The sequence below is a fragment of the Mesorhizobium sp. B2-4-7 genome (assembly GCF_006442685.1).
Lineage (GTDB): Bacteria > Pseudomonadota > Alphaproteobacteria > Rhizobiales > Rhizobiaceae > Mesorhizobium.
Genome location: NZ_VFVH01000001.1, coordinates 1,248,795 through 1,275,525, shown reverse-complemented (window position 1 = coordinate 1,275,525; position 26,731 = coordinate 1,248,795). Strand labels below are relative to the sequence as shown.

Sequence of the window (26,731 nt, the reverse complement as noted above, 5' to 3'; positions counted from 1 at the left end):
CCTGCCGGACATCTCCCCCTCAAGGGGGGAGATCGGCTGTCACCATGGCTTTCGCCAATTTTCAGGATTCCAAGAAGGGCACCAGCTGCGAAGCAGCCAATCTCCCCCCTAGAGGGGGAGATGCCCGGCAGGGCAGAGGGGGGCGCCGTAGAGCACCAGCCTTGACCTGGATCATTGGCGTCTCTGGTTTGGGACCAGAGGGTCGTACAGCGCTGAGGTTTGCAAATTGACCTCCCGCTATCCCGCCATCGCGGCCGACATCGCCGGCCTCTTCGCGACCCGCGACACGCATGCGGTGGAGGTCGCCGTGCTCCAGCCGGCCGATCCGTTCCTCGACATGGCGGGCGAGGATTTGCGCCGCCGCATTTTCCTGACCGAGAGCGAGACTGGCCAGACGCTCTGCCTGCGGCCGGAATTCACCATTCCCGTCTGCCTCGACCATATCGCCAGCCAGGCCGGTACGCCGCGTCGCTACTCCTATCTGGGCGAAGTGTTCCGCCAACGCCGCGAAGGCGGCAACGAGTTCTTCCAGGCCGGCATCGAGGATCTCGGCGACCGCGACACGGCCGCTGCCGATGCCCGTTCGGTGGCCGACGCGCATGCACTGCTGTCGCTGGCGCTGCCGGGCCAGCCGCTCTCGATCACGCTCGGCGACCAGGCCATCTTCGAGGCGGTGCTGGCGGCTCTCGGCCTGCCGCGCGGCTGGCGCATGCGGCTCGCCCGCGCCTTCGGCTCGGCGACGATGCTGGAGGCAGCCCTTGCCGATCTCGCCAATCCGCCGCGCAACAGCCAGCTCTCCGGCCCGGTCGCGGCACTTGTGCTCGACGGTGACCTGGACGGTCTCTCCGCGCATATAGCCGGCGGCATGGAACAGGCCGGCCTGTCGGCTTCGGCCGGACGCGCGCCGGCCGATATCGCGCGGCGGCTGATCGAAAAGGCCGAGCTGCGCAGCGTGCGGCTGTCCAACGAAGCCTTCGCGGCGCTGAAGACCTTTCTGGCGATCGACGTGCCGCTCGACGGCGCGGCCCAGGCGCTCGAGAGTTTTGCCGGTGCCGCCGGGCTATCGCTCGGGGCCGCGCTGGAAAAATTCGCGGCGCGCGCCAAGGCCGTCGAGGCGAACGGCCTGCCGGCGCAAAAGATCCGCTATGACGCCGCCTTCGGCCGCCCGCTCGATTATTACACCGGCCTCGTCTTCGAGATCGCGGCGCAAGATGGTGAAAGGCCGCTGGCCGGCGGCGGCCGCTACGACCGGCTGCTGACGCTGCTCGGCGCCAAGACGCCGATCCCCGGCGTCGGCTTCTCGGTCTGGCTCGACCGCATCGAGGCATTGCGGGAGCACGCGCCATGATCACGCTGGCGATCCCGTCCAAGGGCCGGTTGAAGGAGCAGGCGCTGGAGGTGCTGGCGAAAGCCGGCCTCGCCATCAGCCTGCCCGGTGACGAGCGCAAATATCACGCCCGCGTCGAAGGCATGGACAATGTCGAGGTCGTTTTCCTGTCCGCCTCCGAAATATCGGGCGAGATCGGGCAAGGTGCCGTCGATCTCGGCATCACCGGCGAGGACCTCGTGCGCGAGAACCTCGCCGACTGGGAGGCGCGCGCCGAAATCGTCGCCCGTCTCGGCTTCGGCCATGCCGATGTCGTGGTGGCCGTGCCCGACATCTGGCTCGACGTCGAGACCATGGCCGACCTCGATGATGTCGCCGCCGATTTCCGCCAGCGTCACGGAAGGCGGCTCAGGATCGCCACCAAATACTGGCGGCTGACCCAGCAATTCTTCTCGCAGAAGCACGGTATCCAGGTCTATCGCATCGTCGAGAGCCTGGGCGCCACCGAGGGCGCGCCGGCGGCCGGCCTTGCCGATGTCATCGTCGACATCACCACCACCGGCTCGACGCTGCGCGCCAACCATCTCAAGGTGCTGGTCGACGGCGTCGTGCTGCGGTCGAAGGCGTGTCTTGTCGCATCGCGAAAGACGCGTTCCACGGCCGACGAGACGATGCTGCGCGACATAGCGGCCAGCATGGCCTCGGTGAAGGGATAGCTGGCGGCGGACAAATTTTGTTCTTGCTTTGTGCCGGCCACTATGCTACAAATACCGCTATGGTGATGATTTGCGCCCCCCGCCCTTCGAGGCGGGGTTTTTCGTTCTGCGCCATTCTCACGACCCTGCCATTCTTATGACCGTGGAAGGCGGCGCGGTCCGCCTTCGAAGCTTGGCCCTACCTTCGGCGGGATTTCCACCGTCCCGGCAGGCTGATAGGCTCGGATGTTCTGGGAGGAGAGAGCGATGCCGGTCAATCTCGACGAGCTGAAGAACGCCACCAGTTTGCGCGGACGCGGGGCGCGCGCCGGCAGCGTCTTTGTCGCGCCCGTCGACGGCAAGGCGCACGTCTCGGGCGAGCGTGGCGTGCCGCTGCTCAACAAGACCATTCCCGCACTGTTCTCCGACACGGCCGGCAAATACGGCACGCTCGATGCCGCCGTCTTCGTCGGCCAGGACAAGCGCTTCACCTGGAGCGAGCTGTCCGACACGGTGGATGCGCTGGCCGCCGGTTTCCTGGCGCTGGGCCTCGAAAAGGGAGATCGCGTCGGCATCTGGTCGCCCAACCGCTGGGAATGGCTGGTGACGCAATTCGCCACCGCCCGCATCGGCCTGATCCTGGTCAACATCAACCCGGCCTACCGGCTCACCGAGCTGGACTATGCGCTGAACAAGGTCGGCTGCAAGGCTCTGGTCACCGCGGCCAGCTTCAAGACCTCGGATTATCTCGGCATGATCGAGACGCTGGCGCCGGAGATCGCGACGGCCACGCCCGGCAAGCTCAGGGCACAGAAACTGCCGGCGCTCCGGATCGTCATCCGCATGGGCGAGGAGAACTCGCCCGGCATGTTCAATTTCGCCGATGTGCTGGCGATGGCGGGGCGCGACGAGCATGACAGCCTCGACCGCATCTCCGAAGGGCTGAAGCCGGAGGACGCCATCAACATCCAGTTCACCAGCGGAACCACGGGCGCGCCCAAGGGCGCGACGCTGACCCACAACAACATCCTCAACAACGGCAATTTCGTCACCTCGGCCATCAGGTTGACGGTCGACGACCGGCTTTGCATTCCCGTGCCGCTCTACCATTGTTTCGGCATGTCGATGGGTACGATGGGCTGCGTCACCAAGGGCGCGACCATGGTCTTTCCCGGCGAGGGCTTCGATGCCGGCGCGACACTGAACGCCGTGGCGCAGGAACGCTGCACCGGCCTCTACGGCGTGCCGACCATGTTCGTCGGCCTGCTCGACCATCCCGATTTCGCCGCCTTCGACCTGTCCAGCCTGCGCACCGGCATCATGGCCGGCTCGCCATGCCCGATCGAGGTGATGAAGAAGGTGGTGTCGCTGATGCATATGTCCGAAGTGACCATCGCCTACGGCATGACCGAGACCAGCCCGGTCTCCTTCCAGAGCAGCGTCGACGACCCCTTGGAAAAACGCGTCTCGACTGTCGGGCGCGTTCATCCCCATGTCGAGGTCAAGGCCGTCGATGCCGATGGCGCAACCGTTGCCGTCGGTGCGCCGGGCGAACTCTGCACACGCGGCTATTCCGTGATGAAGGGCTATTGGGACGACGAGGACAAGACCCGCGAGGCGATCGATGCGGACGGCTGGATGCATACGGGCGACCTCGCCACGATCGATGCCGAGGGCTATTGCAACATCGTCGGCCGGGTTAAGGACATGGTCATCCGCGGCGGGGAGAACGTCTATCCGCGCGAGGTCGAGGAGTTCCTCTATCGACACCCCAAGGTGAGGGAGGTGCAGGTGTTCGGCGTTCCCGACGCCAAATATGGCGAGGAGCTCTGCGCCTGGATTGTGCTTAAGCCCGGCCAGATCGCCACCGAACAGGAGATCAAGGCCTTCTGCGCCGGCCAGATCGCCCACTACAAGGTCCCGCGCCACATCCGCTTCCGCACGGAATTGCCGATGACGGTGACCGGCAAGCCGCAGAAATTCCTGATGCGCCAGGCGATGGTCGAGGAACTGGGGCTGGTGACGCAGAAGACTGCGTGAGGCGAGCGCGGGGCAGGAAGGTGCGGTTGCCGAGACGAGTGTGAATGTCGCATTTCGGGGCCGAAAGCGGACTGGCAGGTTATAGGCAATACGCCTGCCAAAGTGGACAATCGCTGGGGTGGTTGAATAGCCGATTGCTGCTGCGCCGCGCCGATTTGATCGACCCATATAGCGTGCGAACGGCCGTCCCTCAGCCGGCTTGCAGTCGCCTAGCCGTCTTCCGCGAAGTGGGTGCGAATTTCCGAGCGCGCGAGCCGCTCTGGAAGTTTGCGATCGGTGGTGGAACCAATTTCTCGGACTTACGTTGCAAATAGCTATTTGCGGCTCTGCCGCGATATCGGGAACTGAGCAGTGGGACTGTCTTGGCAACAAGGTCCTCTCTCGACGGGAGCCATCGGTCGGTTTCTCGTCCCCGAAGCGTTGCCCAAAAGAATGTTATATGTGGAACGGCTGCGCCGGCGCATGCGCGTATTGTTTGGCGGGGTTTGGGTTGCCGAAAGCGAGGACGTTCTCCTACTGTTTGAACCCGCCCGCTACCCGGTAGCTTATTTTCCGGAGTCCGACATTTCAGCACATGTGTTGGAGCGGACAGAGCAGATCACCCAACATCCTGATCTTGGGTCTACTTCATGGTACACTGTCCGGGTAGGCGAGCAACACGTGGCCGCCAGAGGAGCGTGGCAACACACGAACCTCCCTGCCCATGCAACAGAACTCCAGGGACGATTGGCGTTCGCATGGCGCGCCATGGATGCCTTCTATGAAGAAGACGAACGAATCCTGGGTCATGCTGCCGACCCATACCATCGCATAGATATTCGACAGAGTTCTCGTCACCTCGTGGTCCGCTACAACGACCGCGTCGTTGCGGATACCAGGCATCCATTGGGCCTGTACGAATCCGGGTTCGCTCCACGCTGGTATGTCCCTCGTGATGACATCCACGAGTCCTCCCTCACAGCGGTAAAGCTTCAGACGTTCTGTCCCTACAAAGGGCTCTGCAGCTATTATTCTATTGGCGACGCTCGTCAGGCGGCATGGTCCTACACCGACGCCTATCCCGAAGTCCGCCGCATTGCCAACCTTGTGTCGTTTGAGCCGGACATAGTTTCGGTCTTCCTCGACGACGTTCAGCTTCATCTCGAGCCTGGCCAGACGGTCGTCCCTCACGGTCCTGATCGAAATCTCGATGTGGCCGAGTTGGAGCGGGCACCTGGTGGAGGCCCCGAAATGATTGCCGGGGGCTAGCTACCGGTCGCGATTAAACGGAGCGGAGCATGGCGCGACTATTGTCCGTGAACGTGGGGCTTCCGCGCAACATCTCTTGGAATGACCGCACAGTATACACCGGCATTTTCAAAAACCCGGTAGCCGGACGTTGTCGCGTTGGCCGATTGAATTTGGACGGCGACGGTCAGGGCGACCTCGCTGGGCACGGGGGCGAGCAGCGGGCCGTCTTCGTCTATCAAATCGCATCATATCGCTACTGGCAGAAGCACCTGAACAGAACCGACTTCGTCTATGGTCAGTTCGGCGAAAACTTCACGGTCGAGGGCTTGCCAGACGATGCAGTTTGCATCGGAGATCGATTTCGTATTGGAGGCGCGCTTTTCGAGGTCACTCAACCTCGCGTCACATGCTACCGGGTTGGCATCCGCATGGACGAGCCCCGAATGCCGGCATTGCTGACTTCCAGCGGCCGGCCAGGATTCTACTTCCGAGTTCTGCAAGAAGGCGAGGTAGGAGCGGGCGACGAAATCCTCAAGGTGGGCGAAGCGAATGAACGGGTAACCGTCGCTGAGCTGAATGCACTGCTTTATTCACCGGAACATCCCCGCGTCGAATTGGAGCGCGCGGCGCGGATCAAAGCGCTTTCGCCAGGATGGCGGGGTTCTTTTGAGGCTTTGCTGCGCAGCCAATCGACCGGCGTAGAGAGCGGCAATGCCGGGCTCGCTCCGCCAGCCGCGTTACACCCTGCTGCTCCCGGATTTCAGCCGCTCGCGGTGGCTGATCTAGAGCAGGAGTCCGTGGACGTCGTCTCTCTGTCGATGCGGCATCCCGATGGAAAGCCGCTCCCGCCCGCTCTACCTGGTCAATATATCGTGCTGCGCCTTCGCCCGACCCGTTCCAGTGCTGCGCTATTTCGCAGCTACTCGCTCTCGGGCCCACTCTCGGAAGAGCGCTACAGAATCAGCGTCAAGATCGAACCGCACGGGACGGCCGGCCTTTTTCTGCGGGATCATGTGCGGATAGGCGATCTTGTCGACGTAAGCTCGCCGCGCGGAAGCTTTATATTGCAGCCTGGGCAGAGCCCCGTGGTACTGCTCAGCGCAGGCATCGGCGCGACACCTCTTCTGGCAATACTATACGCGCTGGCGGCAGCCCGGGACACGCGGCAGGTCCTCTGGCTATACGCGGCTCGCGACAGACGGCACCATCCTTTTGCAGCCGAAGTCCGCCGTCTGATGGCCAGTCTCCCCCATGGTCGCAGTTATGTCTGCTATAGCAGGCCAGACCCGGTCGACAGACTCGGCGTCGATTTTGATGCAACCGGCCACCTATCACCATTGGTCTTCAATAGTGTCAGTATCCCGCAGGACGCGGACGTCTATCTCTGCGGACCTGTCGACTTCATGGCAGACATGAAAGAGGCGCTAGCCGCATCGGGCGTCGCCCCGGATCGCGTTCGTATCGAGATCTTCAACGGGAGCGAGCCGCTGAACCCCGGTGTTGTTGCCAGCGAGCGGCGCGCGCCACATCTGCCGGAAGGCGACACCGATGCCGGTCCGCTGGTCTCCTTCGCTCGAAGTGGTGTAGCCGCCCATTGGAACCCTTCAGTGTACCGGAGCATTCTGGAGCTGGCAGAGGCCTGTGACGTTCCCTCCCGGTGGTCATGCCGAACCGGTGTTTGTCACAACTGCGAAAGTGGGTTGATATCAGGCGCGATCGCCTATGAGCCTGAACCGCTTGAAAGGCCGGCCGACGGCAACCTTCTCATTTGCTGCTCGCAACCGACCCGTGATCTAGTCATCGATTTGTAAGCTAATCGAAGGGGACGGACTATGAAGTCTGGCACAGCCGCGTTCGGAATATTATCGCTTGAGGTTGTCACACTGCCGATAAGCGATATCGATCGTGCGCTCCGGTTTTATGTGGACCGGGTCGGCTTTGCGCTCGATGTCGACTATGCGCCGAACACCACCTTCCGTGTGGTCCAGCTCACGCCGCCTGGCTCCCACTGCTCAATACAATTCGGCAAAGGCGTTACGGACGCGCCCGCAGGGTCGCTTCGCAACATCTATCTTGTCGTTACGGATATTGAGACTGCGCGAAGCCGGTTGCTCGAACGCGGAGTCGCAGTCAGCGAACTCAAGCACAAGGCTCCGATCGACGGCTGGGGTGGGGCGTTCGCCCCAGGTTTCGACCCCAACCACCGAGACTATGCCAGCTTCGCGGGCTTCTCGGATCCAGATGGCAACACTTGGGTGCTGCAGGAACGGGGACACCCTGATGTGTGATGCGCGAGCAGCGCTGTGAAATCGCAAAAACGCTGCGGAGTTAGGCCTACTTTTGTCAGTTTCGCCGCGTTTCAGCCATTGGCGGTTCGGGATTCAAATAGCCGAGCAGACAGCAGATGCAGAGACCCAAGCCCACAAGGGGGTACTTCAGCGCAATCATTGCAGCCACGCCGAAGAGGGCCAAGGTCGTAAAGGATCGGACGCGCATGAGCCTGCGTACTTTGGGCGAAATCTTGACGCTGCTTCGCCGATCGAGCAACTCCCAGATCAGCCCGATGTAGGTTGCATTCACCAGAGAGAAGGCGGCTGCGTAAAAGGCTACGGGCTGCGGCTCGAGTTCGCTCACCGCCATCCAAGCAGTGGATAGCGGAGCAGTGAGATCGAAAACAAATGCGCGAAATTGAACCACATGAAGTGCGGTGTCGTCTCGCGAGCGTAGCGCATGAGGTAGTGGTGATTGGCCCAGACGATGGCGATGAAGATGTAACTCACAGCGTAACTCAGCCACGTCGGCCACAGGGATAGCAACGCAACGAAAGTCGGCTGACCGGGTGGTCTCAACTCCAGCACCAGCACGGTGATGAGAACGGCGAATACGCCATCAGAGAACATGCTCAGTCGTTTCTAGAGTCGCAGGGCAAGATATTTGCGTCAATTGGCTGTCGACTTACCTATCTCGGCTCGGAGTTCCGGCATTCAGGGTCTTGCGAGATAGCGTCTTCCCGTGCCACTCAAACCAAGCGCCAGTCGGGAAGGCAATGAAGATCGATGATCCGCTCGGATCCGGCTCACATCTCTGCCGCCATGAACGCAGACGAAAACGACCACTTTCGGGAACGTTTGAAAGTTTGCTGAATGGCGGGAAAGAGGCGCATAGCAGCCGTCCAACAAACGCGCATTCGCCTTGCGCCGACCTCAAGCCTGAAGGGCACCGCCTCAGCCCCCCACTCCTTCACCGCCCCCTCATAGAGGGGGCTCGACGAAGAATGATAGAGCACCGGCAGCGGATCGATCAGCGCGCCTGCCATTCATAGACGTTCGGGCGCTCGGTAAGCGCGCCAACCGGCACGTCTTGTTTTCGCCTGCCACATCCGCTTCCGAGGCGCTCGCTCCGCGCACTTCCCGCGCCGCGTCTAACGCGGGAAGTCTCCGTCTCTCCCGGACTTACGCCTTGGCGGCGTTCTGTGCAGCCTCGAACACATCGCGTGCGGACGTCGTACCGGCTACGTGCTCCGTACTCGCGACGCCGAGGTCCATCCATCCCGCGTTGACGGCCTCGAACATTTCTTGGGCAGGTCCGGAGTGGCCTTTCGGGATGCCGAATTGCTCGAAGGCTTCCGCCCACCCTGCACGCGGGATTGCAAAGGCTTTCACGTCGCGATTGAGGACCTCACCCAGCTGCCCCGCGACGTCATCGGCGGTGACCATCGAACCAACCTCGATGACGCGCTGGCCCGACCACGCCGGCCCGGTCAAAAGGGTTGCGACCTCCGCGCCTATGTCGTTTGTCGCGACCATGGTCGATTTCCGGTTTGTCGGATTGTAGTAGACCGGTAGCGTTCCGCCTTCGGCGACCTGCAAGCCGTAGAGGAAGTTTTCGAAGAACCCGCCGGCGCGCACAAATGCGATTGGCGATTTCAGGTCGCGAAGACCTTGCTCCAGAAGCGACAGGGCCGTGATCACCCCGTGCCCGCTGGTTCGGTTCGCGCCCATCGACGAAAGCGCAACCACTCGCGGCGGCGCTGCCTTGGTGAGCGCCTCGACATAGTTTGCAATCACGCCCTTTGCTTCTTTGTAATCGGGCGAGGGCGCCCAGACAGGGGGCAACATGACGAACGCGCCTTCGACGCCTCCGAGCGCTTGCTCGATGGCTGCCGGATCATTCCAATCGCCCTCCACCAGCTCCACGCCCTTGTTCGCCCAGTTGGCAGCCTTCTCGCGATTGCGGACGAGCGCGCGTACATCCTTGCGGTGCGCCAACAGATGTTCTGCCGTTGCGCCGCCAACTTTTCCCGTGATTCCCATGACTAGAAACATGTGTTTTCTCCTGATGTCGGGGGACAGGGCACTGCCCCGGTTGGTTCAATGGATGAGTGGTAGAATGGCCCGGACTCGGGGATCGCGCAGATAGAGGCCGCCCCACGCCAGCGCGCCCAGAAGCAGGGAAATGATCTCCGGCGGCGATCCCAACTCACCAATGCGGACGTGGGCGCAGATGGCGCCGCCCAAAAAGCCCGTTACCAGGATCGCGCCGAGGACGGCGGTGGCCGGAATGGCGTAGAGGATGGCGCAGGCGAGTATGATCGGGCCCATGACACGGGTCAGGTCCATCGCGAACCCGGTTTCCTGCAACATGCCCGCGATCTGTGCCGGCGCGAAAAGCTGAATGGTGCCGTCTGCCACCAGAGCGATAACGACAAACGCGCTCATGATCCGGCCGGCCCACAGGGCGCGATGCAAGGTCACGGTTTCGGCTGCCTGACGCGGGTTCATGGTTTCGGACACTTGTCGTTCTCCGATGGGGAGATCCCATATCCGAAACTTACTGTGCCTCCTGAGTGTGATAAACACCGAGAAAATGAACCAACTGTTCTCTTTATAAAAAACAATAGAGGTACGAAAATGCAGAATCTCGAGCACGTCCTCATTTTCATAACGGTAGCGGAAATGGGCAGCTTCACCCGCGCGGCCGATAGCCTGGGCATCCAGAAGGGGAGGGCCTCGACGGCGGTCCGGAAGCTGGAAGAAGACGTCGGTGCCAGGCTCCTGCACCGCACCACGCGCAGCGTGCGCCTGACGGAGGACGGGCGCGCGTTTCATGCCCGTGCCCGCGATCTGCTGGCTGAAGTCGATGATCTGCACTCGATGTTCGCCGGCGATCGCGTGGCGCTTCGCGGGCGCTTACGGGTCGATCTTCCGACCGAAGTGGCGCGCACGACGATCGTGCCGGCCTTGCCGGAGTTCATGGCGGCTCACCCCGAGTTGGAGCTGGAGGTGTCGAGTACCGACCGGCAAGTCGATCTGGTTCAAGAGGGGTTTGACTGCGTCTTGCGACTTGGTCCCATCGGAGACGAGACGCTGATTGCCCGCCCGCTGGGCCTGTTGCGCATGGTCAACGCCGCCAGTCCCGCTTATCTGGCGCGCTATGGCGTCCCTCGGTCGCTGGACGACCTCCAGCGCCAGGAACATCGGACAATTCATTTTTCGACGATGCTGGGCGCGAGACCGCATGGATGGGAATATCCGGACGGCGACGGCTACTCGACGCGTCAGTTGCCAGGCGCGCTACACGTCAACAGCGCGCAGACCTACGACGCTGCCGCCGTCGCCGGCCTTGGCCTGATTCAAGCGCCGCTTCTGGGGATTGGCCAATACTTGAAGAGTGGAGCGCTGGTGGAGATCATGCCCGATTTGCGTCGCCGGGCGATCCCCGTGTCCTTCGTCGTAGCACATCGCAGCAATCTGTCGCGCCGCGTCCGCGCATTCATGAAATGGATCGAAGATGTACTGGCGCCGTATCTCGAATAGCGGGACGAACATCTTCGTCCCGCCTCGAAATCAACATTCTGGGTATGTCTGCCGGTCGGCGGCCCGGCGGGCCAACAGAATGCGACACCGAAACCGGCGGGGCCGACATGAGATATCGCTGCTCGCAACCTATCCGGGGCCGCCCGTCTGGACGAAATCGGGGAGAGAGGAACCGTCCCTCTCTCCCCCAAGACCTCACGGGCGAACGCGGATGACCGTTTTCCCCGCGCGTCGCTCGGTCGAGTTGAAGGCGGCGATCGCCTCGTCGAGAGGAGCGACTTTGCCGATGTTCGTCCGCAGCCGTCCGTTCCGCACCCGCTGGACGATCTCGCTCAGCTGGGCACGATCGGCTTCGACGACGAAGTCGACCGCCAGGCCATCCACGGGCCTCGCCTCGGCCGGGCCGACGACAGTCACCATCGTGCCTCCGGCTCGGATCAGCGCCGCGGACCGCTTCTGGATGTCGCCGCCGATGACATCGAACACCAGATCGACGCCGCGCACGTCTTCGAGGGCGTCGTTCTCGAGGTCGACGAATTCGTTTGCGCCGAAGTCGAGCGCCTTCTGGCGGTCGGCAGAGCGTCCGGTGCCAATGACGTAGGCGCCGGCCTCTCGTGCGAGCTGCGTCACCATCGACCCGACGGCGCCGGCCGCGCCATGCGCAAGGACGCTCTGCCCCGCCTGAAGACGGCCGTGCTGAAACAGTCCCTGCCACGCGGTCAGGCCCGAGATCGGCAGGCTAGCGCCCACCGTGAAGTCGACATCGCCCGGCAATGGCGCGAGGTTGCGGGCCTCGATGGCGATATACTCCGCCAGGGTGCCGTCGCGATACCAGTCGGCGAGGCCGAACACCCGCTGGCCCACCGACAGTCCCGTCGTACCGTAGCCCAGGGCGGTGACCACTCCGGCCAGTTCGTGCCCGGGGATCGATGGCGTCCGGTCGCCGTCGACGCGATCGGTCCAGGTCGAGGGCCACGTCAGCTCGGTCGGGACGAACCCCGACGCATGGATCTCGACGACGACATCGTTTATCGCCGCCTGCGGCTCGGGCCGCTGCACCACCTTCATCCCGGCCGTTCCTGCAGCCTGGTCCGTCACTACGATCGCTTTCATGGGAATTGTCTCCTCAGACATTTGTTGGTTCGGGGTAATTTACGGGCGTGGAAGGTCTTCGATCTCTCACGCAATCAGCCATTGGCGCGGCGCCTTCCACGAGAGCGGCAGTTCTTGCCATCCTTGTCTCCGTAAGATCTGGAGTTGCTGGGGATTATGCAAAGTCCAGGACATCGGCCACCGGCATGCGCGGCTTCTGCGGCCAGTTGCCGGCTCGCTCCGGGCCGACGGTCAGCAGCATCACCGGCACTTCGTCTTCGGCCAGGCCGAACTCGCGGTGCACGGCCTCGGCGTCGAAACCGATCATCGGCGTCGAACCCAGGCCCAGCGACCGGGCCGTGTAGATGATCGCCGCGGTGCCAAAGGTCGCGGAGCGTACCGCCTCGTCGCGCTGGCGCCGCGGCTGATCGTCATACAAACCGCGAGCGGGGATCTCCCATTCCGGCACCAGGTGCGCCGGCATGATGCCGGCCTCCACCACGGGCGCCAGGCGGGCTGGGACGGTGCTGGCATCGGCCAGCCTGCCGATGATGATGAAGGTCACGGCCGCATCGGTGATCGCCGGCTGATTCCAGGCGATCGGGCGCAGCCGTGCCTTGGCTTCCGGCGAGCGTACGGCGATGAAGCGCCAGTTCTGCAGGTGGAAGGAGGTTGGCGCGGACGTGCCGATACGCACCAGGTCGCGGATTTGGTCGTCGCTCAGGGTGGCAGCGGGATCGTAGTACTTGGCGGCGCTGCGGCTTAGGATCGTTTCGATGACGGCATTCGTCGCGAAAGCGTTTTCGCTCTTCCCGGTTTGCGCGAAGATCTGGGCGGCTACGCGGGTTGCGGGTCCGGTGGTGGCGAGGCAGTTCATTGGATGGCTCCCTTATCAAGTGATTGCGGAGCCTAATCTACGGGGAAGAATGATTATTTCGAGGCTGAATTAGCTCAATGTGATGCGCGAAAGGATCAAATTGCGCTTTCTCGATTCCGGACCGCGCGTCTTACTCGCCCTTGTGCGCCAGTCGCCGCCACTCCCCCGGCGTCATCCCCGTCCTTTCGGCGAAAACACGCCGGAACGCCGAAACGGATTGATACCCGACGGTCTCGGCCACGGCCTCGGTGCTGATCGCCGGCTTCTTCAACTCGTTGGCGGCCAGGCTCATGCGGAGATCGGTCAACAAATCGAGCGCGGAGCGACCCAGCTTGTCCTGGAACTGGCGCATGAACGTAGCGCGCGACATCCCGCACAATTCGGCCAGATCGGGCAGTTTCCAGGGCCGTGCCGCATCGGCGAACATCGCGGAAATGGCTGGAGCAAGCCGGGGATTGCCGGCCAGGGCCAACAAGCCTTCGGGGGCTTTCCCGGATTGGCTCGCCGCGCGCAGTACCAGTGTGAACAGGGCCGAAGAAAGCGCGTTGAGAATGGCGCGTCCTCCGGCTCTGTCTCCGGCGGACTCCATTCGCATCAGCGTCACCAGGCCGGCCAGTTGGCTGGAGGCGGAGCCGATGCCGTTTTCTTCATCGCCGTCCTTGGACCGCGCCACCAGATCCGCAGGCAGGTAGTTGCGGACCAGCCGATCATGGGGTGGTGCGATAAAAAATCGCCCACACAGCAGATCCAGTTGCTCGCCCTGGCCATCATTCTCGCTCAGCATCCATCCGGCAGCCCCCCGCCGTTGCTGGGTAGGGATTGGTATTTGCCCGCTGCCGTCGTGCAGCACATGCGCCGCGCCGTGAGGCAGCAGCACAATATCTCCACTCACCAGCTCCCTTGCTGCTCTCGTGTCCGGATCCTCCAAAATGGCCCGGCCCCTGACGATGACATGGTAGGGAATTTCGTTTGCGGCAGCCTTGCTCCAGGCAATGCGCCACGGCGCACCGTAGGCGCAGCGGACCTCGAGCTGGCCGGTAACGGTGATGATTTGCAAGAGATGGCTGAGCCAGTCCACTTCAGACATTGGACCTCGAAAACCGGAATGGTGAAACATCTTATCGCAATTGTGCACTGGTTCTATCTGTCGCTCACATTTCGACCGCGCCTGGATGGGAGCGAGCACCGGGCGCCCCACGATCGGAACAGGGCCTGTATCAGGCGTGCGGTCGAGTGCGGATTCCTTTCGCCCTTCAAAACGGATGCACGACCCAACCGCGCAGGCTATATTGTCGCATGGGGCCGACGTCATCGAAGGGGAGGGCATGACATGCAGGCAATGCCGATAGCGCATCACGTCGCGCAACCCGAGGTCGTGCCCTCCGTGACCGGCTATCCGGCCGCCGTCCTGTGCTGGCTGCTTTCGGCTGGCGTCTATATCGCGGCCAAATGGGTGGCGCCTGAAATGCCACCCTGGGGCCTCTGCTTCTGGCGGCTGACGCTTGCCTGCGCCATCCTGCTGCCGATCGTGCACCGTCATCACGACGCGATGATCGGACTGTTGCGAACGCGCGTCGTGGAGGTCGTCGCGGTGGGGGCGATCGGCCTCACCCTGTGCCAAGGTATGATCTACCATGGCCTCAACGACACCGACGCCACCACGGCCGGCATCATCATGGCGCTGTCGCCTGTCATGACGATGGTGCTCGCCCGTTTCGTGCTTGGCGAGCCGCTCGGGCTGTGGAAGTCGCTAGGCGCGCTGGTTGCGCTCGCCGGGATGATTTTCATCGTTGCCCACGGCAACCTGACGGCGCTGCTGCAACTCAAGTTCAACGCCGGCGAGCTGTGGATCGTCGGCAGCGCGTTCTGCTGGGGCCTGTACACCGTGCTTTTGCGCCGTGCCAAATTCGGCATCGAACTCCTGCCGATGGTCGTGCTGCTGCTCGGCGCTGGTGCGCTGGTCGCCTTGCCGTTCCATGTGTGGGAATTGTTCAACGACGAACGCTCCGCCATGGACGTCCACAGCATTCTCGCGCTCGCCTATCTGGCAGGTCCGGGCGGCGCCTTGATGTACTATCTCTACAACAAAAGCGTGGAAACGCTCGGCGCGAGCCGAGCGAGCATGCTGCTCTACCTGCAGACGGTGTTCGTCGCTGTGTTAGCCTATCTGCTGCTCGGCGAGGGCTTGCACGATTACGATCTGGTCGGCGCGGCCTTCATCGTCACCGGCATCGTACTCGCCACCGTGGCCAAACCCAGGCCAGCTCAACCACGCGTGGCGTAGATAAATCGAAGGTCAGGGCGGTTCACTGTCGAAACAGGCGCGCAGCAAATGCAACCCTTCTTCGATGCGGGGCGTCGGAATGGCGCCATACCCCAGCATGATGCCGGCTCGCGGTATGGCGTTCACGGCGAACCGTGACAGGATCTGGACGGCGACGCTGCGATCGGCTGCGCGGCGGGCGACCTCGGCGATCCGGTCCGCCGACATTTTCCGGGCAAGAGCGGTGAGATGGAGCCCCGTTGTCGATGGGATGAGCTCGAGATGCCCGGCAAAATCATTGGCGATGGCGTCCGCGATGATCTGGTGCCGTTCCCGGTAGATCGCGTTCACCCGACGGATGTGACGCGCAAAGGCGCCCTCATCGATGAAACGCGCGAGCGCTGCTTGCGCCGGGGTCGATGAATGCCAGTCGCTGACGAATTTCGCTTTGTGCACGGCCGCTCGCAGCGATGGCGGCGTCAATATGAAGCCCAGCCGAAGCGTCGGCAGCATTGTCTTCGAGAAGGAGCCGACGTAGATGACCCGGCCTTTTGCGTCGAGCGTCTGCAACGGCTCGAGGGGACGGCCCCCGAAACGGAACTCGCTGTCGTAGTCGTCTTCGATGATGGCCGCGTTATTTCGCTCGGCCCAGGCCAGCAGCGCCTGCCGGCGCGGCAGCGTCATCGTCACCGACAGCGGAAATTGATGAGACGGCGTGACATACACGGCTCGGACTCCGCGCGGTAGCGCATCAACGACCAGGCCCTGGCGATCCACCGGTACACCGACGATGCGAATACCCAAGGCCTTGAACAAATGCCTAGGAGGGCCGTAGCCCGGATCTTCAATGGCAATTGCATCCCCCGGTGCCAGCAGGACGCGGGCCAGGACATCCAGTGCCTGCTGCGTACCGTTTGTGACAATGATGTCGTCCGCAACCGCCCCGATCCCTCGGGAGATGCCTATGTGCCTGGCGATTGCGACCCTGAGATCGTGATGTCCGGCGGGATGCTCGTAAGTGCCGGCGGTCGCTTCGCCCGAACGCAGCGCCCAAACCACCGACCGCCGCCACGCCCCGTGCGGAAACAGCGAAGCATCGCAAAACCCGGCGTGAAAGTCGAACCGAACCGGCTCGAATGCGGGTGGTGGGGCTATCGCCTCCCAGATCTGGCGTGGCTGGAGCACGCCGGTAGATCGGCGTCCGGTCTTTTCTCGCCCGGCCGGCACGACCAATTCGCTGATGAACGTCCCAGACCCCTGCCGGGATGTCACGAACCCTTCCGCGGCGAGCCGTTCATAAACCACGGTCACGGTGGCACGCGACACGGCAAGCGTCCGCGCCAGTTCGCGGCCAGGCGGCAGAGGGTCGCCGGGCCGCAGCCGTCGATCCAGAACGGCGCGCCGTATCTGACGATAAATCTCGCCGCTGAGATTCTTGCGCCCGACCAGGCTTATGTGAAAGGCCGTCATTGTTCAGCAACTGGAATTGGTCTGACGCAGGCACTGGAATTCAGCCTGCCACCAGTCCTCCTGCGTCCTGCGCTGGCTTAGCGGTAGCGCCTTGCAAGTGTCGTCATGCCAATTGGAATTGGACTGGCCAAGAATCCATGAATTGGCACTTCTATCGGTCCTCTAGCCTCCTTACCATTGCTTCGGCGGCAAGGGAAGAAGCGGATGGCCGGCTATGGGAGGCTGAAATGCCTCGAGCGGAGACTCGAATCCATCACCCGTCGAGCGTGCGACTACCTTGGTCTGTGCCGAAAACCACAGTCGCGGCCCTCAAGACTTGGCAATTATCCGTCTCAAGAGGTCGGGCAATCGCGGATTTGTCCCCCGAGCTGTTGAGGGACATTCGGACCACGGGGCCGATCCTACGCCGGTCGCCACGGCTGACCCTATTCGCGCCATCGGCGCGGCCTTGCGAGCACAAGGCCGCCGCCGCTTGCTGGTGGACCATTCGATCGGCGGCATTTTCGAAACCCGCGCCGTCGAGACCACCGCGCGGCTCGAAGCTGCGAACCAACCGTCAACATTTTGGGGAGAGTGCCATGCCCAACCATCAGCGCTCTGCTACGCGCACGACAACGCTTGCCCACCAGCCCGGTTCGATCCCGGGCGAGACAGGGCTGCGCGCGGCCGACCGACCAATCGTCACCAAGCAAGAGCTTCCTTCCGCTGTCCCACTGATGGCGCTTTCGACCGGTTTCTGGGCCTTCAAGACTCTGGCCGCCGCGCACGAGTTGGACCTCTTCAGCCGCCTTGCGAGCGGCGCCGCCATCACGGTTGCCGGTTTGGCGGAAGCGCTCGGCCTGCATCAACGACCGGCCGAGATGCTGTTGACCGGCTGCGCTGCACTTGGGCTCCTGGAGAAAACGGACGGCCGCTATCGCAACACGCCCTTAAGCGAAACTTATCTCGTGAAGGGTAAGCCGTATTACTTCGGCGGCTTCGTGCAGATGGCCGACAAGCGACTCTATGCGGGCTGGGGAAGGCTTGCAGAGGCGCTGCGCACGAACCGGCCAACCACATGGGATCCGGCAGTGCAATCCTCGATGTTCGAGGGCGAGGATCCTACGATGCTGGCGCTTTTCTGGGAGGCGATGCATTCGCTTTCCACGATGACCGCGCGCAAGCTCGGCGAAGCCGTGGATCTCAGTCATTTCCGCCGCCTCCTGGACATCGGCGGCGGATCGGGCGCGTACGACATCGAGCTTTGCAAACAATATGGGGCGCTGCGTGCGACCGTGTTCGACTTGCCGCATGTGGCCGCGATCGCCGCGGGAAAGATCGCCGAGGCCGGCTTGACCGACCGCATCGAGACCGCGGACGGCAATTTCTTCGAACAGCTTCCCGGGGATCACGACGTGCATCTCCTGTCGATGATCATGCACGATTGGGACGAGGCGAAGAATCGCGCCCTGCTGCGCCGATCCTTCGAGGCTTTGCCAAGCGGCGGCGCGGTCGTCATCAGCGAGCTTCTCGTCAATGATGAAAAGACCGGCCCGGCGCCGGCCGCGCTGATGAGCCTCAACATGCTGATCGAGACGGAAGGACGAAACTACACCCCGGCCGAGTATTCGGCGTGGCTCGAGGAAGCCGGATTCAGGCACGTCGAGACGGTCTGGTTCGATGCTCCCGCCGCGAACGGCGCCGTGATCGGCCGCAAACCGTAAGGCGCAACGTAGAGCGGATCAGGTGCGCCGCAATCGGCTGGCCGGGCTGCGTAACGGCAGCCCCCGACGGGAGCACGACAAAGGTCATAGGAGAAGCCAAGAACAACCAAGGGAGAAAACCATGTTTCCAGCGTCAGTTCGTCTCGCATTGCTCACGGCCTCGGTCGTCGCCCTTCCATCATACGTCGCCGTGGCCGACGACGCGCAGGTCGCGCGTGGCGAGTACCTGGTCACGATCGCCGGCTGCAACGACTGCCACACGCCCGGCTACTTCTTCGGCAAACCCGATATGTCGCGCTTTCTTGGCGGCTCGGATGTGGGCTTTGAGATACCTGGCGTCGGTGTCTTTCCCGGTCGAAACATCACGCCCGACAGGGAGACCGGCATCGGCAGCTGGACCCCGGAGCAGATCGTCGCTGCGATCCAGACTGGCCAGCGGCCGGACGGCCGCACCCTGGCGCCGATTATGCCCTGGCCTGCTTTTGCGCATCTCACAGCGGACGATGCCATGGCCATCGCGGCGTTCCTGCAAAGCGTGAAGCCGGTAAGCAACAAGGTCCCGGGCCCGTTCAAGCCTGGCGACACGGTGTCGACATCCATGATGCGGATCATCCCGCCGGGCGGAAGCGCTGCCGCTGCACCGAAATAGGCCGAAAACCGGCCTTCCACCGGACGTCGTGTTCGACGCCGCCCGGCGTCGTCCCGGAGCATGGCCAAAATGGCATCCGCGCCGGCCTCGCCATTCGCGGCCAGTCCCCACAACCATTTGCACACGCGGAACTGACGGCGGCAGATGCCGCATCCGCGCATCAACTGCTTCGTGCAAGCGCGCCGATGCTGTCGAGCAGCGGCTGTTGGTCGCCGACCCAAAACCAGTGGTCGTCACCGGCGACCTCGATGAACCGCGCGCCCGGGATCCCGGCGGCCAGGAGCCGCCCCGCCTCGACGCGCACGGCGCGGTCGCCGGACCGGTGCAGGACAACCGTCGGGACGGAGACCTTTGCGAGCAGGGAACGGACATCGGTATCACGCAGGGCTTCGAGCAGGCCCGCGACCGCGCCGGGGCTGGAGGCTGCCCTGAGCAATCCCGCCCACCAGGTCTCCGCCTGGCGGTCTCCGGTGAGGCCCGGGGCGAACGTCTCGATTTCCGCCGGGCCGCCCCAGCCGGCGATCAGCCGCTGCTTCCACAGATCGTATTGCGCGGCGGTCAAGGCGAAGGGATAGTCCGACGCGCGGCTGCCTTTCGCGAGCGAGCCCCACAGGACAAGGCCGATGAGCCGATCCGGATGATCGATGGCGAAACGGACACAACCCGGCCCGCCTTCCGAGGCGCCGATGAGCAAGGCCCGGCTGCTGCCGGCCGCGTTCATGACTGCCAGAATATCCTGCGCTGTCGTTTCGACTGTGGCACGGACACCGACACGGTCGGAAAGTCCCATGCCGCGCCGGTCGAACAGGATCAGGCGGGCCAAGCGCGAAACCGCTGATATCCAGGCGCGGCAGCGTCTGTCTTCCCAGATACGCTCGACATGCGAAATGAAGCCGGGAACAAGCACGATGTCCGTCGGTCCGCTGCCGACGATCTGATAGGCGAGATGGATGCCGTCCACTTCGACGTAGCGCGTCCTGGGCACGTCCAAAGTGACATCTTGAGTTGGCTCCCGCACCAGGGCAAGCGTGGCCGGGTCCGGCGCTACGCCGAGTTCGTCTCGTAACAGCCGGACACAGCTTTCGGCCTGGCGCTCGGCTGCCGCCCTGTCCCCGGCCGCCAGGTGGGCGCGGATCAGGTGACGGTGCGCACTTTCGCTCAAGGGGTCGAGTGCCGCCAGGCGCGTCGCATGCACCACCCCGCTGCGTGGTTCGCCGCCGGCGATCTTCGCTTCGATGGTACGCTCCAGCGTCTGCACCAGTCGGCTACGCAAGGCCTCGCGCCTGAAAAAGACCCATTCGTCGAATTCCGGACAATCCGGGAGTGAGAAGCCGCCGAGATAGTCGCCCTTATAGATGTCGGCCGCCTCGTCGAGCGGGCCGACATTGCAGGCATGCTCGAAAACCTTGGAGTCGAGCTCGACGAAAAGCGCCGGGTGTAGGCTGAGGGATGCCCCCGTGGCGGCGATGACCTCCGTGCCGAACGCGATGCGAATTTTATGCAGTGTGCGCCGAAGGCGTGCTCGTGCGGCTTCTTCGTCGGTTTCGGGCCACAGAAGCGTGGCGGCGACCTCGCGCGCCACGGGCCCGCCGGCCTCGGCGACATAGATGAGGAGCGCGGCCGCCTTGCGCAAGGCGAGCTCCACCGGCTGCCCGTTCAGACGGAACTCCGGAAACCCCAGAAGTCGGAACTCCAATCTTTCCATCGACCCGTACGCGGCCGAGCGGGGACGTTCAGGGGACGCCGGCCTTCTATCCATCCCACGACGTCGGGCCGATCGGGCCCGATCAGGAGACTCCTTGGAGCGAGAAATGTCACCGGTCAATACTCTCAGCCAGCATTGCACGTCCGAGGCCATTGCCGGGGGTGGCGTTCCCATCGGCGTCAAGAACGCAGGGAAAGGAGGCTGAGACATGTGCCAATCCTGTCTCTCCTGGTACGCACGCTGCATTGCTCCCTACCTCGTCCACGCCGGCTGTTCGGCAAACGTGTTCGCGCGCATGCGAAGGCGCCTGATCCCGCGGGCGCAGGGCATTGTCGTCGAAGTCGGCTTCGGGTCCGGCCTGAACCTTCCCTATTACGACGCCGCCAGGGTGGAGCGGCTGGTCGGCATCGATCCCGACGGCACAATGCTTGGCCTGGCCGAACCGAAGATCCGTTCCCTGCCGTTCGACGTCGACTGCATCCGGGCCAGCGGCGAAAGGCTGCCCTTGATCGATGGCCTCGCCGACACGGTCGTCGTCACCTATGCCTTCTGCACCATTCCCGACCCTGACGCGGCGCTGACCGAGATCCGCCGCATATTGAAACCTATGGGCCGGCTGATCTTCATCGAGCACGGCCAGGCCGAGGGGCCGCGCGGCCGCAGATGGCAGGAGCGGCTGAACAAGCCGTGGGGACAGATCGCCGGCGGCTGTCATCTCAACCGCCAACCGCTGCACTTGATCCGAGAGGCGGGCTTCCGCATCGTTGAAGAGGAGCGCGGGCGGTTCCCGCTGCCCTTCTGGCAATTGGGAAGCCACTACGCCGGCGTCGCGGTGCTCCGACAGGGTGACAGGCCATCACCCCAGGCCAGATCGTGCATTACGAGGTCCCACGCACATCCGCTTCCGCGCGGAATTGCCGATGACGGTCGTCGGCATCCCGTTCCTGATGCGCGAGGTCACAGAAGATGGCGTGAGGGACAGCTTCTCGCACCGGAGTTAGCCGACATTCAAACCGGGTGCATCCACGTCTCAGATGGGGCTTTGCAACCCTTCTGTTATCAGCGTTCCGATCATTGAATCATAAACCGCGAGCTGAACGGCAGGCTGGCTGCGCCGACGGCTTTCGGGCTGATGGTCACCCGCGCTGGCAACGCTTGGACAGCGGCAAATTCCCGGCCGATATCGGCGCACAAGGCCTTGGCGATTTTCTGCGGCGCATAGCTGGACAGGAGGACCGTCCTGAACTCGACAAACTGGGTCAGCGCCGAGATCGATGCTTTCAGGCGGTTTGAGCATTCCCCCAGCCATTCGGTGTAGGCCTCTCCAAGATCAGGCCACTCAGGGCTGCTGCTCCAGATGATTTCGGACGAGCGTCCGCGCATGGCCAGTTCGCTTTCCAGGCGCATGAGGCCATGATCGAAGCTGGCACTGGAGTTTCCCTTATAGATCTGGTGGTTGAGGATGAGCCTGCTCTGCAGCCTAGCTCCGAGATAGAAGAACAAATAGTCGTTCAGCGGCTTTGCGACGCCGAACATGCTCTCGCCGCCGGCCGCCGCGGTGATGTCGTTCTGGACGAAGACCGGCAGCTTGATCTGCTCTTCGATCTCGCTTTGCAAAGCCTTCAGGGACGTGCTCGATCCGTTGCCGGTTGCAGCCATGGCGTCGACCTCATCGGGAACGGCCAGCCCGATACCCGCGACCCGGCTGCGCGCCTCGACCGGCAGGCTCGTCATGGCTTGCCTGATCGTCGCAAGCAAATCGCTGCTTTGCGGAAACGGATTGGCTTCATCCGCGGGCAACTGCGTGTGGAAGCGCACGGTGCCGATGAAGTCGATGAGCGCGATGTCGATCCTGCGCCGGCTGAAGCCGACGCCGACCGCGTAGGCGCCTTCCGGGTTGAGTGAAAGCGGGATGGTGGGGGGCCCGACACGGCCGCGCTGCGCCTCGCCCTGCGAGACCAGCCCTTCCTGTTCGAGGGAGCGGACGATGACCGAGGCCGTCTGCGCCGACAGACCGGTCTTCTCGCCGATTTCCATCCGCGATATGCCCTCGTTCTGAAGCAGCAGCGACAGCACCAGACGCTCGTTGTAGCTGCGCACGCTCAACGCGTTCAGCCCGCTCGCACGATCGGCGATGCGCAAGGGATTGGGTGGTGCAAACCTCATGTCAGGCAAGGGTCGCCCCATCGGTAAGAGCGCATTGCCGGGCGGCGGTATGGTTGCTCATGTCGAGCGGCTCCAGCCGATCGCATCGACCGCGCGGGCGAGTGCGATGCCAAGCAGTCTGTGCGCTTCGGCATCGATGTGAAATCCGTCCGCTTCGCTGCAGGACACCACCGAGCCAGCATCGAAAAAGTGCAGTTCGAGCGAATCCGCCAGCACCTCGAACTCGAGCGCCAGCAGCCGCGATTTCTCCGGTGCGCCGGCGAAGATGGACTTCCACTCCTTGACGTCGTCCTGCATCGGCGGCGGTGCGACGATCATGATTTCGGGTGTGGTGCCGCCCGGACCGGGCGCCAGTTCCTTGATGTCGTAGACAAGGCAGCCGATGCCCATAGCCACTTCCGACGGCGGTTTGTTGAAGCGGATCTTGAGGTCATTGGTGCCGAGCATGATGATGACGAGGTCGAGCGTCGCATGGCTCTGCAGACAGGGGCGGAGATAGGTTCTACCGTTCTTGTGTGTCCCCTCGATCGGATCGTCGTGGACGGTGGTTCGACCGCTCAATCCTTCCTCGATGACATACCAGTCGGGGCCTAGCTGAGCGCGCAGTATCCCCGGCCAGCGCTCAGCCGGGCCATAGCGCTCGAGCGGCCCCTTGCCGGGGATCTGGCCGTGCGTGTTGGAGTCGCCGTAGCACAAGACTGATCGCATGATTTTCCCGCCGGGACTGACCGCGCGCCGGTGCAGGACGAGCGCTCTTCATGATGAATAGCGGAGTGGCGAAAGGCAAGCAACGGAATAGTCATTCAACATGACTAACTATTGACAGGTCAAACCCACTATGCTTCTAAAGTGCCCGGAGGAGTTCTCGACCGTCATCATTGTCCAGCCGAAATTGGGCCTCGACACACATGTGTTCGGGGGCGGGAGAATTGCGTGCATAGGTCGGTTCGCGACGACAGGCATGCATCGGGAGAGCGTCTCGCGGCCCGTGCGCGTCCGTACGGCCGGAGCAACCACAAGGAGGAGTTCAATGTTAGGATTGCTGAAAACCGTCGGGCTGGGGATGCTCGTTGTATCAGCGCTTGCCGTAACGTCCCTGGCGCACGCGGAAGATATCAAGCTGATGGACGGCGTCGCGCCGCGCCCCGACGACACGCGCATGACCGCGGCCGGCGCATTCAAGAAGGATCCCCCCTGGGTCATCGGAATGAGCGACTTCGGCGTCAACGCCAACACCTGGACCGTGCAGGTCGCGCATGAGGCGGAAAATGCCGCGGCGAAGGACAAGCGCATCTCGAAGTTCATCCTGCTCGATGCCGGCTTCGACCAGAAGAAGCAGGTAGCCGATATCGAGGATCTGATCGCCCAGCATGTCGACGCGATCATCGTTCAGCCGGTGACCAGCACGTCGGCCAACGCCAGCATCGCCAAGGCGGTCGCCGCCGGCATCCCCGTCATCCTTCACACCGGCCGCATCGATTCCGATGCCTACACCACCGAAATCCAAGGTGGAGCCGAGCACTTCGGCAAGGTGATGGGCGACTGGCTGGTGAAGACCGTTGGCGACAACGGCAAGATCTGGGTCCTGCGCGGCCTTGCCGGCCACCCGGAAGACACCAACCGCTACAACGGGCTACTGGAATCACTCAAGGGCACGCATGTGCAGATCATCGCCGAGGAGCATGGCGACTGGCAGTATGACAAGGCCAAGAAGCTGTGCGAAACGCTCTATCTGAACAATCCGCAGGTCGACGGCATCTGGTCGTCCGGCGCCGACATGACGCGCGCCTGCGTCGATGTCTTCAAGCAGTTCGGCACGCCGATCCCGCCGATTTCGGGCGAGGGCAACAATGGCTATTTCGGCCAGTGGATCACGGATGGATTCAAGTCGATCTCTCCGGAATACAGCCCGGCCCAGGGTGCTGCCGGCGTGCGCGCCGCTGTAGCCCTGCTCGAGGGCAAGCAACTCTACAAGCGCTATGTCTACAACCCTGATGGCTGGGACAAGGACAAGGCCGCGAAATACTATCGCGACGACCTGACGGCCAATGTCTGGTGGCCGAGCGAACTCCCCGAAGAAAAGCTCAAGGAATATTACGGCAAGAAGTGACACGCCGTGGCCGGCGGGGAGTGGACAAGCGTCCCCGCGGGCCCTTCCAGTGGTGAAGCGAGGGTTTAGTGGCCAATCTTATCGAGATGTCGCACATTTCGAAGGCATTCGGGGGAAGCAAGGCGCTCCACTCCGTTTCCCTCGATCTGAAGGCCGGCAGCGTTCACGCCCTGATGGGCGAGAACGGCGCCGGAAAATCGACCTTGATGAAGATCCTGGCGGGCGTGTATCAGCCCGATTCCGGCGGGATCTTCATGAATGGGGAAAAGCTCGATCTGAAGTCACCGCGCGCCGCGCTCGATGCCGGCATCTCGACCGTTTTCCAGGAACACTCGCTGCTGCCTAATCTGTCGATCGCCGAGAACATGTTTCTCGGCCGGGAGCCGACGAACCGGTTCGGCTCGATCGACTATTCCGCGATGAACAGCCGAACCGCCAAGGCACTCGGCGAACTCGGTCTCACGCTAGACTCCTCGCAACTCGTTTCCAACCTGACCATTGCCGAGCGGCAATTCGTCGAGATCGCGCATTGCATCCAGGCCGACGCCGGCGTGCTTATTCTCGACGAGCCGACAGCGGCGCTCAACGCGGCCGATGTCGATGTGCTCAACCGCAATATCCGCCGCCTGCGCGATAGGGGAAAGGCAATCGTCTACATTTCGCATCGCATGGAGGAAATCTTCGAGCTGTGCGACACTGTGACGGTGCTGAAGGACGGCGCACTGGTCGGCACCAGAACGGTGTCCGAGATCACCGCAGACGAACTCATCGCCATGATGGTCGGGCGCGAACTCCAGGACCTGTTCCCAGATCGCACGGGCGACAGGGGCGGCGAAATCCTGCGCGTCGAGAATCTCAGGATCACCGAGACATCGCAGCCTCTGTCGCTGACGTTGCACAAGGGCGAGATCGTCGCCCTCGCCGGGCTTGAGGGACAGGGCCAGCAGCGCTTCTTGCGCTCCCTCATCGGCCGCTACCATCCTTTTGCCGGGACGATTTCCATCAACGGCAAAACGCTCGACATGCCGCTCCCGACATCATCAGGCGTTCGCCATTTGCAGCAGCTGAAGGTCGGTTTCGTCCCCGAGGACCGCAAGGAGGAGGGGCTCTTTCTCGCTTTGCCGATCGCCCACAACATCGCCATCGGATTGCATTCGAGGCGACGCGAACTTGCGCCGGCGCGGCCCTATCGAAGCGTCATCGCCCGCATGATGGATGTCATGAACATAAAGGCGACAGGGCCGTCCGCTCCGGTCGGTTCGCTGTCGGGCGGCAATCAGCAAAAAGTACTGCTCGGCCGCTACCTCGCCGCGGATCTCGATCTTCTCCTGGTGGAAGAGCCGACCCGTGGCGTCGACATCGGCGCCAAGTCCGAGATCTACCATCTGCTGCGCGACTTCACCCGCAAGGGTGGCGCGGTGCTGGTGCTGTCGCGCGAGACGATCGAGCTGATCGGGCTGTGCGACCGCATCTATGTCGTCCACCACGACACAGTCGTGGCCGAAATGCCGGCAGCACAGGCGACGGAGCACAAGATCCTCGACGCGGCCCTGACGGGCGGCTCGGCGCGCCGGCACTAGGGGCCTTC

25 protein-coding genes are annotated in these 26,731 nt (G+C 63.1%); 13 read left to right on the top strand and 12 right to left on the bottom strand.

The window, feature by feature from the left end:
- The first annotated feature begins 226 nt into the window (after positions 1–226).
- The 6 genes from FJ946_RS06270 (at position 227) to FJ946_RS06245 (ending at position 7,580) form a co-directional block, all read left to right on the top strand.
- Entirely contained in the window at positions 227–1,348 is a 1,122-nt protein-coding gene (locus FJ946_RS06270; protein ID WP_140566465.1) for an ATP phosphoribosyltransferase regulatory subunit, read from the top strand.
- On the top strand, positions 1,345–2,043 hold the full coding sequence (hisG, locus tag FJ946_RS06265) for an ATP phosphoribosyltransferase (RefSeq protein ID WP_140566468.1): 699 nt from the start codon (positions 1,345–1,347) through the stop codon (positions 2,041–2,043). Before FJ946_RS06270 ends, hisG begins: the two co-directional genes overlap by 4 nt.
- 246 nt (positions 2,044–2,289) lie before the next feature.
- On the top strand, positions 2,290–4,062 hold the full coding sequence (locus tag FJ946_RS06260; protein WP_140566471.1) for an AMP-binding protein: 1,773 nt from the start codon (positions 2,290–2,292) through the stop codon (positions 4,060–4,062).
- A 432-nt stretch (positions 4,063–4,494) separates the two neighbouring features.
- Positions 4,495–5,310, top strand: coding sequence for a DUF427 domain-containing protein (locus FJ946_RS06255; protein WP_224681817.1), 816 nt, complete (start codon positions 4,495–4,497; stop codon positions 5,308–5,310).
- A 29-nt stretch (positions 5,311–5,339) separates the two neighbouring features.
- On the top strand, positions 5,340–7,103 hold the full coding sequence (locus FJ946_RS06250; RefSeq protein ID WP_140566477.1) for an MOSC and FAD-binding oxidoreductase domain-containing protein: 1,764 nt from the start codon (positions 5,340–5,342) through the stop codon (positions 7,101–7,103).
- A 21-nt stretch (positions 7,104–7,124) separates the two neighbouring features.
- The gene (locus FJ946_RS06245; protein ID WP_140566480.1) at positions 7,125–7,580 is read left to right on the top strand and encodes a VOC family protein; all 456 of its coding nucleotides are present in this window, start codon (positions 7,125–7,127) and stop codon (positions 7,578–7,580) included.
- Between the two features lie 55 nt (positions 7,581–7,635).
- Here FJ946_RS06245 and FJ946_RS31080 read toward each other — a convergent pair whose 3' ends face one another.
- From FJ946_RS31080 to FJ946_RS06225, 5 genes are all read right to left on the bottom strand, one after another.
- On the bottom strand, positions 7,636–7,926 hold the full coding sequence (locus tag FJ946_RS31080; RefSeq protein WP_246673092.1) for a hypothetical protein: 291 nt from the start codon (positions 7,924–7,926) through the stop codon (positions 7,636–7,638).
- Positions 7,923–8,192, bottom strand: coding sequence for a TMEM175 family protein (locus FJ946_RS31075; protein ID WP_224705536.1), 270 nt, complete (start codon positions 8,190–8,192; stop codon positions 7,923–7,925). Before FJ946_RS31075 ends, FJ946_RS31080 begins: the two co-directional genes overlap by 4 nt.
- Positions 8,193–8,368: 176 nt before the next feature.
- A complete protein-coding gene (locus tag FJ946_RS06235) occupies positions 8,369–8,608 on the bottom strand; it encodes a hypothetical protein (protein WP_140566483.1) in 240 nt (79 codons plus the stop codon).
- 136 nt (positions 8,609–8,744) lie between these two features.
- Positions 8,745–9,617 carry an NmrA family NAD(P)-binding protein gene (locus FJ946_RS06230; protein ID WP_140515049.1) on the bottom strand — a complete coding sequence of 291 codons (873 nt, stop codon included), beginning with the start codon at positions 9,615–9,617 and terminating at the stop codon, positions 8,745–8,747.
- Between the two features lie 45 nt (positions 9,618–9,662).
- Complete coding sequence (locus tag FJ946_RS06225) at positions 9,663–10,085, bottom strand: DoxX family protein (RefSeq protein WP_140524788.1); 423 nt, start codon at positions 10,083–10,085, stop codon at positions 9,663–9,665.
- A gap of 117 nt (positions 10,086–10,202) precedes the next feature.
- Between FJ946_RS06225 and FJ946_RS06220 the strand changes: the two genes are divergently transcribed.
- A complete protein-coding gene (locus FJ946_RS06220; RefSeq protein WP_140498353.1) occupies positions 10,203–11,108 on the top strand; it encodes a LysR family transcriptional regulator in 906 nt (301 codons plus the stop codon).
- Positions 11,109–11,303: 195 nt separating this feature from the next.
- On the opposite strand, the gene FJ946_RS06215 is transcribed toward FJ946_RS06220, so the two are convergent.
- From FJ946_RS06215 to FJ946_RS06205, 3 genes are all read right to left on the bottom strand, one after another.
- On the bottom strand, positions 11,304–12,221 hold the full coding sequence (locus tag FJ946_RS06215; RefSeq protein WP_140498352.1) for an NADP-dependent oxidoreductase: 918 nt from the start codon (positions 12,219–12,221) through the stop codon (positions 11,304–11,306).
- A 154-nt stretch (positions 12,222–12,375) separates the two neighbouring features.
- Positions 12,376–13,077, bottom strand: coding sequence for a nitroreductase family protein (locus FJ946_RS06210; protein WP_224619148.1), 702 nt, complete (start codon positions 13,075–13,077; stop codon positions 12,376–12,378).
- A gap of 130 nt (positions 13,078–13,207) precedes the next feature.
- The gene (locus tag FJ946_RS06205) at positions 13,208–14,164 is read right to left on the bottom strand and encodes an AraC family transcriptional regulator (protein WP_140498351.1); all 957 of its coding nucleotides are present in this window, start codon (positions 14,162–14,164) and stop codon (positions 13,208–13,210) included.
- A 243-nt stretch (positions 14,165–14,407) separates the two neighbouring features.
- Here FJ946_RS06205 and FJ946_RS06200 point away from each other — a divergent pair, with 243 nt between their 5' ends.
- A complete protein-coding gene (locus FJ946_RS06200) occupies positions 14,408–15,361 on the top strand; it encodes an EamA family transporter (RefSeq protein WP_140498350.1) in 954 nt (317 codons plus the stop codon).
- Positions 15,362–15,373: 12 nt separating this feature from the next.
- On the opposite strand, the gene FJ946_RS06195 is transcribed toward FJ946_RS06200, so the two are convergent.
- Entirely contained in the window at positions 15,374–16,810 is a 1,437-nt protein-coding gene (locus FJ946_RS06195) for a PLP-dependent aminotransferase family protein (RefSeq protein WP_140566486.1), read from the bottom strand.
- A 578-nt stretch (positions 16,811–17,388) separates the two neighbouring features.
- On the opposite strand from FJ946_RS06195, the gene FJ946_RS06190 reads away from it, so the two are divergent.
- Complete coding sequence (locus FJ946_RS06190) at positions 17,389–18,513, top strand: acetylserotonin O-methyltransferase (RefSeq protein ID WP_224619146.1); 1,125 nt, start codon at positions 17,389–17,391, stop codon at positions 18,511–18,513.
- Between the two features lie 121 nt (positions 18,514–18,634).
- A complete protein-coding gene (locus tag FJ946_RS06185) occupies positions 18,635–19,162 on the top strand; it encodes a cytochrome c (protein ID WP_140566658.1) in 528 nt (175 codons plus the stop codon).
- 160 nt (positions 19,163–19,322) lie between these two features.
- Here the strand turns inward: FJ946_RS06185 and FJ946_RS06180 are convergent, their stop codons facing one another.
- Complete coding sequence (locus tag FJ946_RS06180) at positions 19,323–20,867, bottom strand: alpha/beta hydrolase (protein WP_140566489.1); 1,545 nt, start codon at positions 20,865–20,867, stop codon at positions 19,323–19,325.
- 283 nt (positions 20,868–21,150) lie between these two features.
- Here FJ946_RS06180 and FJ946_RS06175 point away from each other — a divergent pair, with 283 nt between their 5' ends.
- Complete coding sequence (locus FJ946_RS06175) at positions 21,151–21,945, top strand: class I SAM-dependent methyltransferase (protein WP_246673094.1); 795 nt, start codon at positions 21,151–21,153, stop codon at positions 21,943–21,945.
- Here the strand turns inward: FJ946_RS06175 and FJ946_RS06170 are convergent.
- Both FJ946_RS06170 and FJ946_RS06165 read right to left on the bottom strand, forming a co-directional pair.
- Complete coding sequence (locus tag FJ946_RS06170) at positions 21,939–23,009, bottom strand: ROK family transcriptional regulator (protein WP_224684945.1); 1,071 nt, start codon at positions 23,007–23,009, stop codon at positions 21,939–21,941. The genes FJ946_RS06175 and FJ946_RS06170 overlap by 7 nt on opposite strands.
- Before the next feature lie 81 nt (positions 23,010–23,090).
- Positions 23,091–23,741 carry an SGNH/GDSL hydrolase family protein gene (locus FJ946_RS06165; protein ID WP_140566495.1) on the bottom strand — a complete coding sequence of 217 codons (651 nt, stop codon included), beginning with the start codon at positions 23,739–23,741 and terminating at the stop codon, positions 23,091–23,093.
- A gap of 322 nt (positions 23,742–24,063) precedes the next feature.
- Here FJ946_RS06165 and FJ946_RS06160 point away from each other — a divergent pair, with 322 nt between their 5' ends.
- Together FJ946_RS06160 and FJ946_RS06155 are read left to right on the top strand one after the other, a co-directional pair.
- Entirely contained in the window at positions 24,064–25,143 is a 1,080-nt protein-coding gene (locus tag FJ946_RS06160; RefSeq protein ID WP_140498345.1) for a substrate-binding domain-containing protein, read from the top strand.
- Between the two features lie 68 nt (positions 25,144–25,211).
- Entirely contained in the window at positions 25,212–26,723 is a 1,512-nt protein-coding gene (locus FJ946_RS06155; RefSeq protein ID WP_140498344.1) for a sugar ABC transporter ATP-binding protein, read from the top strand.
- Positions 26,724–26,731: the final 8 nt, after the last annotated feature.

Coding starts and splice junctions, on each gene's coding strand:
- FJ946_RS06165 (WP_140566495.1), bottom strand. CDS start 23,741: ATGCGATCAGTCTTGTGCTACGGCGACTCCAACACGCACGGCCAGATC.
- FJ946_RS06180 (WP_140566489.1), bottom strand. CDS start 20,867: ATGGAAAGATTGGAGTTCCGACTTCTGGGGTTTCCGGAGTTCCGTCTG.
- FJ946_RS06255 (WP_224681817.1), top strand. CDS start 4,495: ATGTTATATGTGGAACGGCTGCGCCGGCGCATGCGCGTATTGTTTGGC.
- FJ946_RS06215 (WP_140498352.1), bottom strand. CDS start 12,221: ATGAAAGCGATCGTAGTGACGGACCAGGCTGCAGGAACGGCCGGGATG.
- FJ946_RS06250 (WP_140566477.1), top strand. CDS start 5,340: ATGGCGCGACTATTGTCCGTGAACGTGGGGCTTCCGCGCAACATCTCT.
- FJ946_RS06260 (WP_140566471.1), top strand. CDS start 2,290: ATGCCGGTCAATCTCGACGAGCTGAAGAACGCCACCAGTTTGCGCGGA.
- FJ946_RS06160 (WP_140498345.1), top strand. CDS start 24,064: ATGTTAGGATTGCTGAAAACCGTCGGGCTGGGGATGCTCGTTGTATCA.
- FJ946_RS06185 (WP_140566658.1), top strand. CDS start 18,635: ATGTTTCCAGCGTCAGTTCGTCTCGCATTGCTCACGGCCTCGGTCGTC.
- FJ946_RS06230 (WP_140515049.1), bottom strand. CDS start 9,617: ATGTTTCTAGTCATGGGAATCACGGGAAAAGTTGGCGGCGCAACGGCA.
- FJ946_RS06195 (WP_140566486.1), bottom strand. CDS start 16,810: ATGACGGCCTTTCACATAAGCCTGGTCGGGCGCAAGAATCTCAGCGGC.
- FJ946_RS06190 (WP_224619146.1), top strand. CDS start 17,389: ATGCCCAACCATCAGCGCTCTGCTACGCGCACGACAACGCTTGCCCAC.
- FJ946_RS06235 (WP_140566483.1), bottom strand. CDS start 8,608: ATGGCAGGCGCGCTGATCGATCCGCTGCCGGTGCTCTATCATTCTTCG.
- FJ946_RS06220 (WP_140498353.1), top strand. CDS start 10,203: ATGCAGAATCTCGAGCACGTCCTCATTTTCATAACGGTAGCGGAAATG.
- FJ946_RS06200 (WP_140498350.1), top strand. CDS start 14,408: ATGCAGGCAATGCCGATAGCGCATCACGTCGCGCAACCCGAGGTCGTG.
- FJ946_RS06245 (WP_140566480.1), top strand. CDS start 7,125: ATGAAGTCTGGCACAGCCGCGTTCGGAATATTATCGCTTGAGGTTGTC.
- FJ946_RS06205 (WP_140498351.1), bottom strand. CDS start 14,164: ATGTCTGAAGTGGACTGGCTCAGCCATCTCTTGCAAATCATCACCGTT.
- FJ946_RS31075 (WP_224705536.1), bottom strand. CDS start 8,192: ATGTTCTCTGATGGCGTATTCGCCGTTCTCATCACCGTGCTGGTGCTG.
- FJ946_RS06210 (WP_224619148.1), bottom strand. CDS start 13,077: ATGAACTGCCTCGCCACCACCGGACCCGCAACCCGCGTAGCCGCCCAG.
- hisG (WP_140566468.1), top strand. CDS start 1,345: ATGATCACGCTGGCGATCCCGTCCAAGGGCCGGTTGAAGGAGCAGGCG.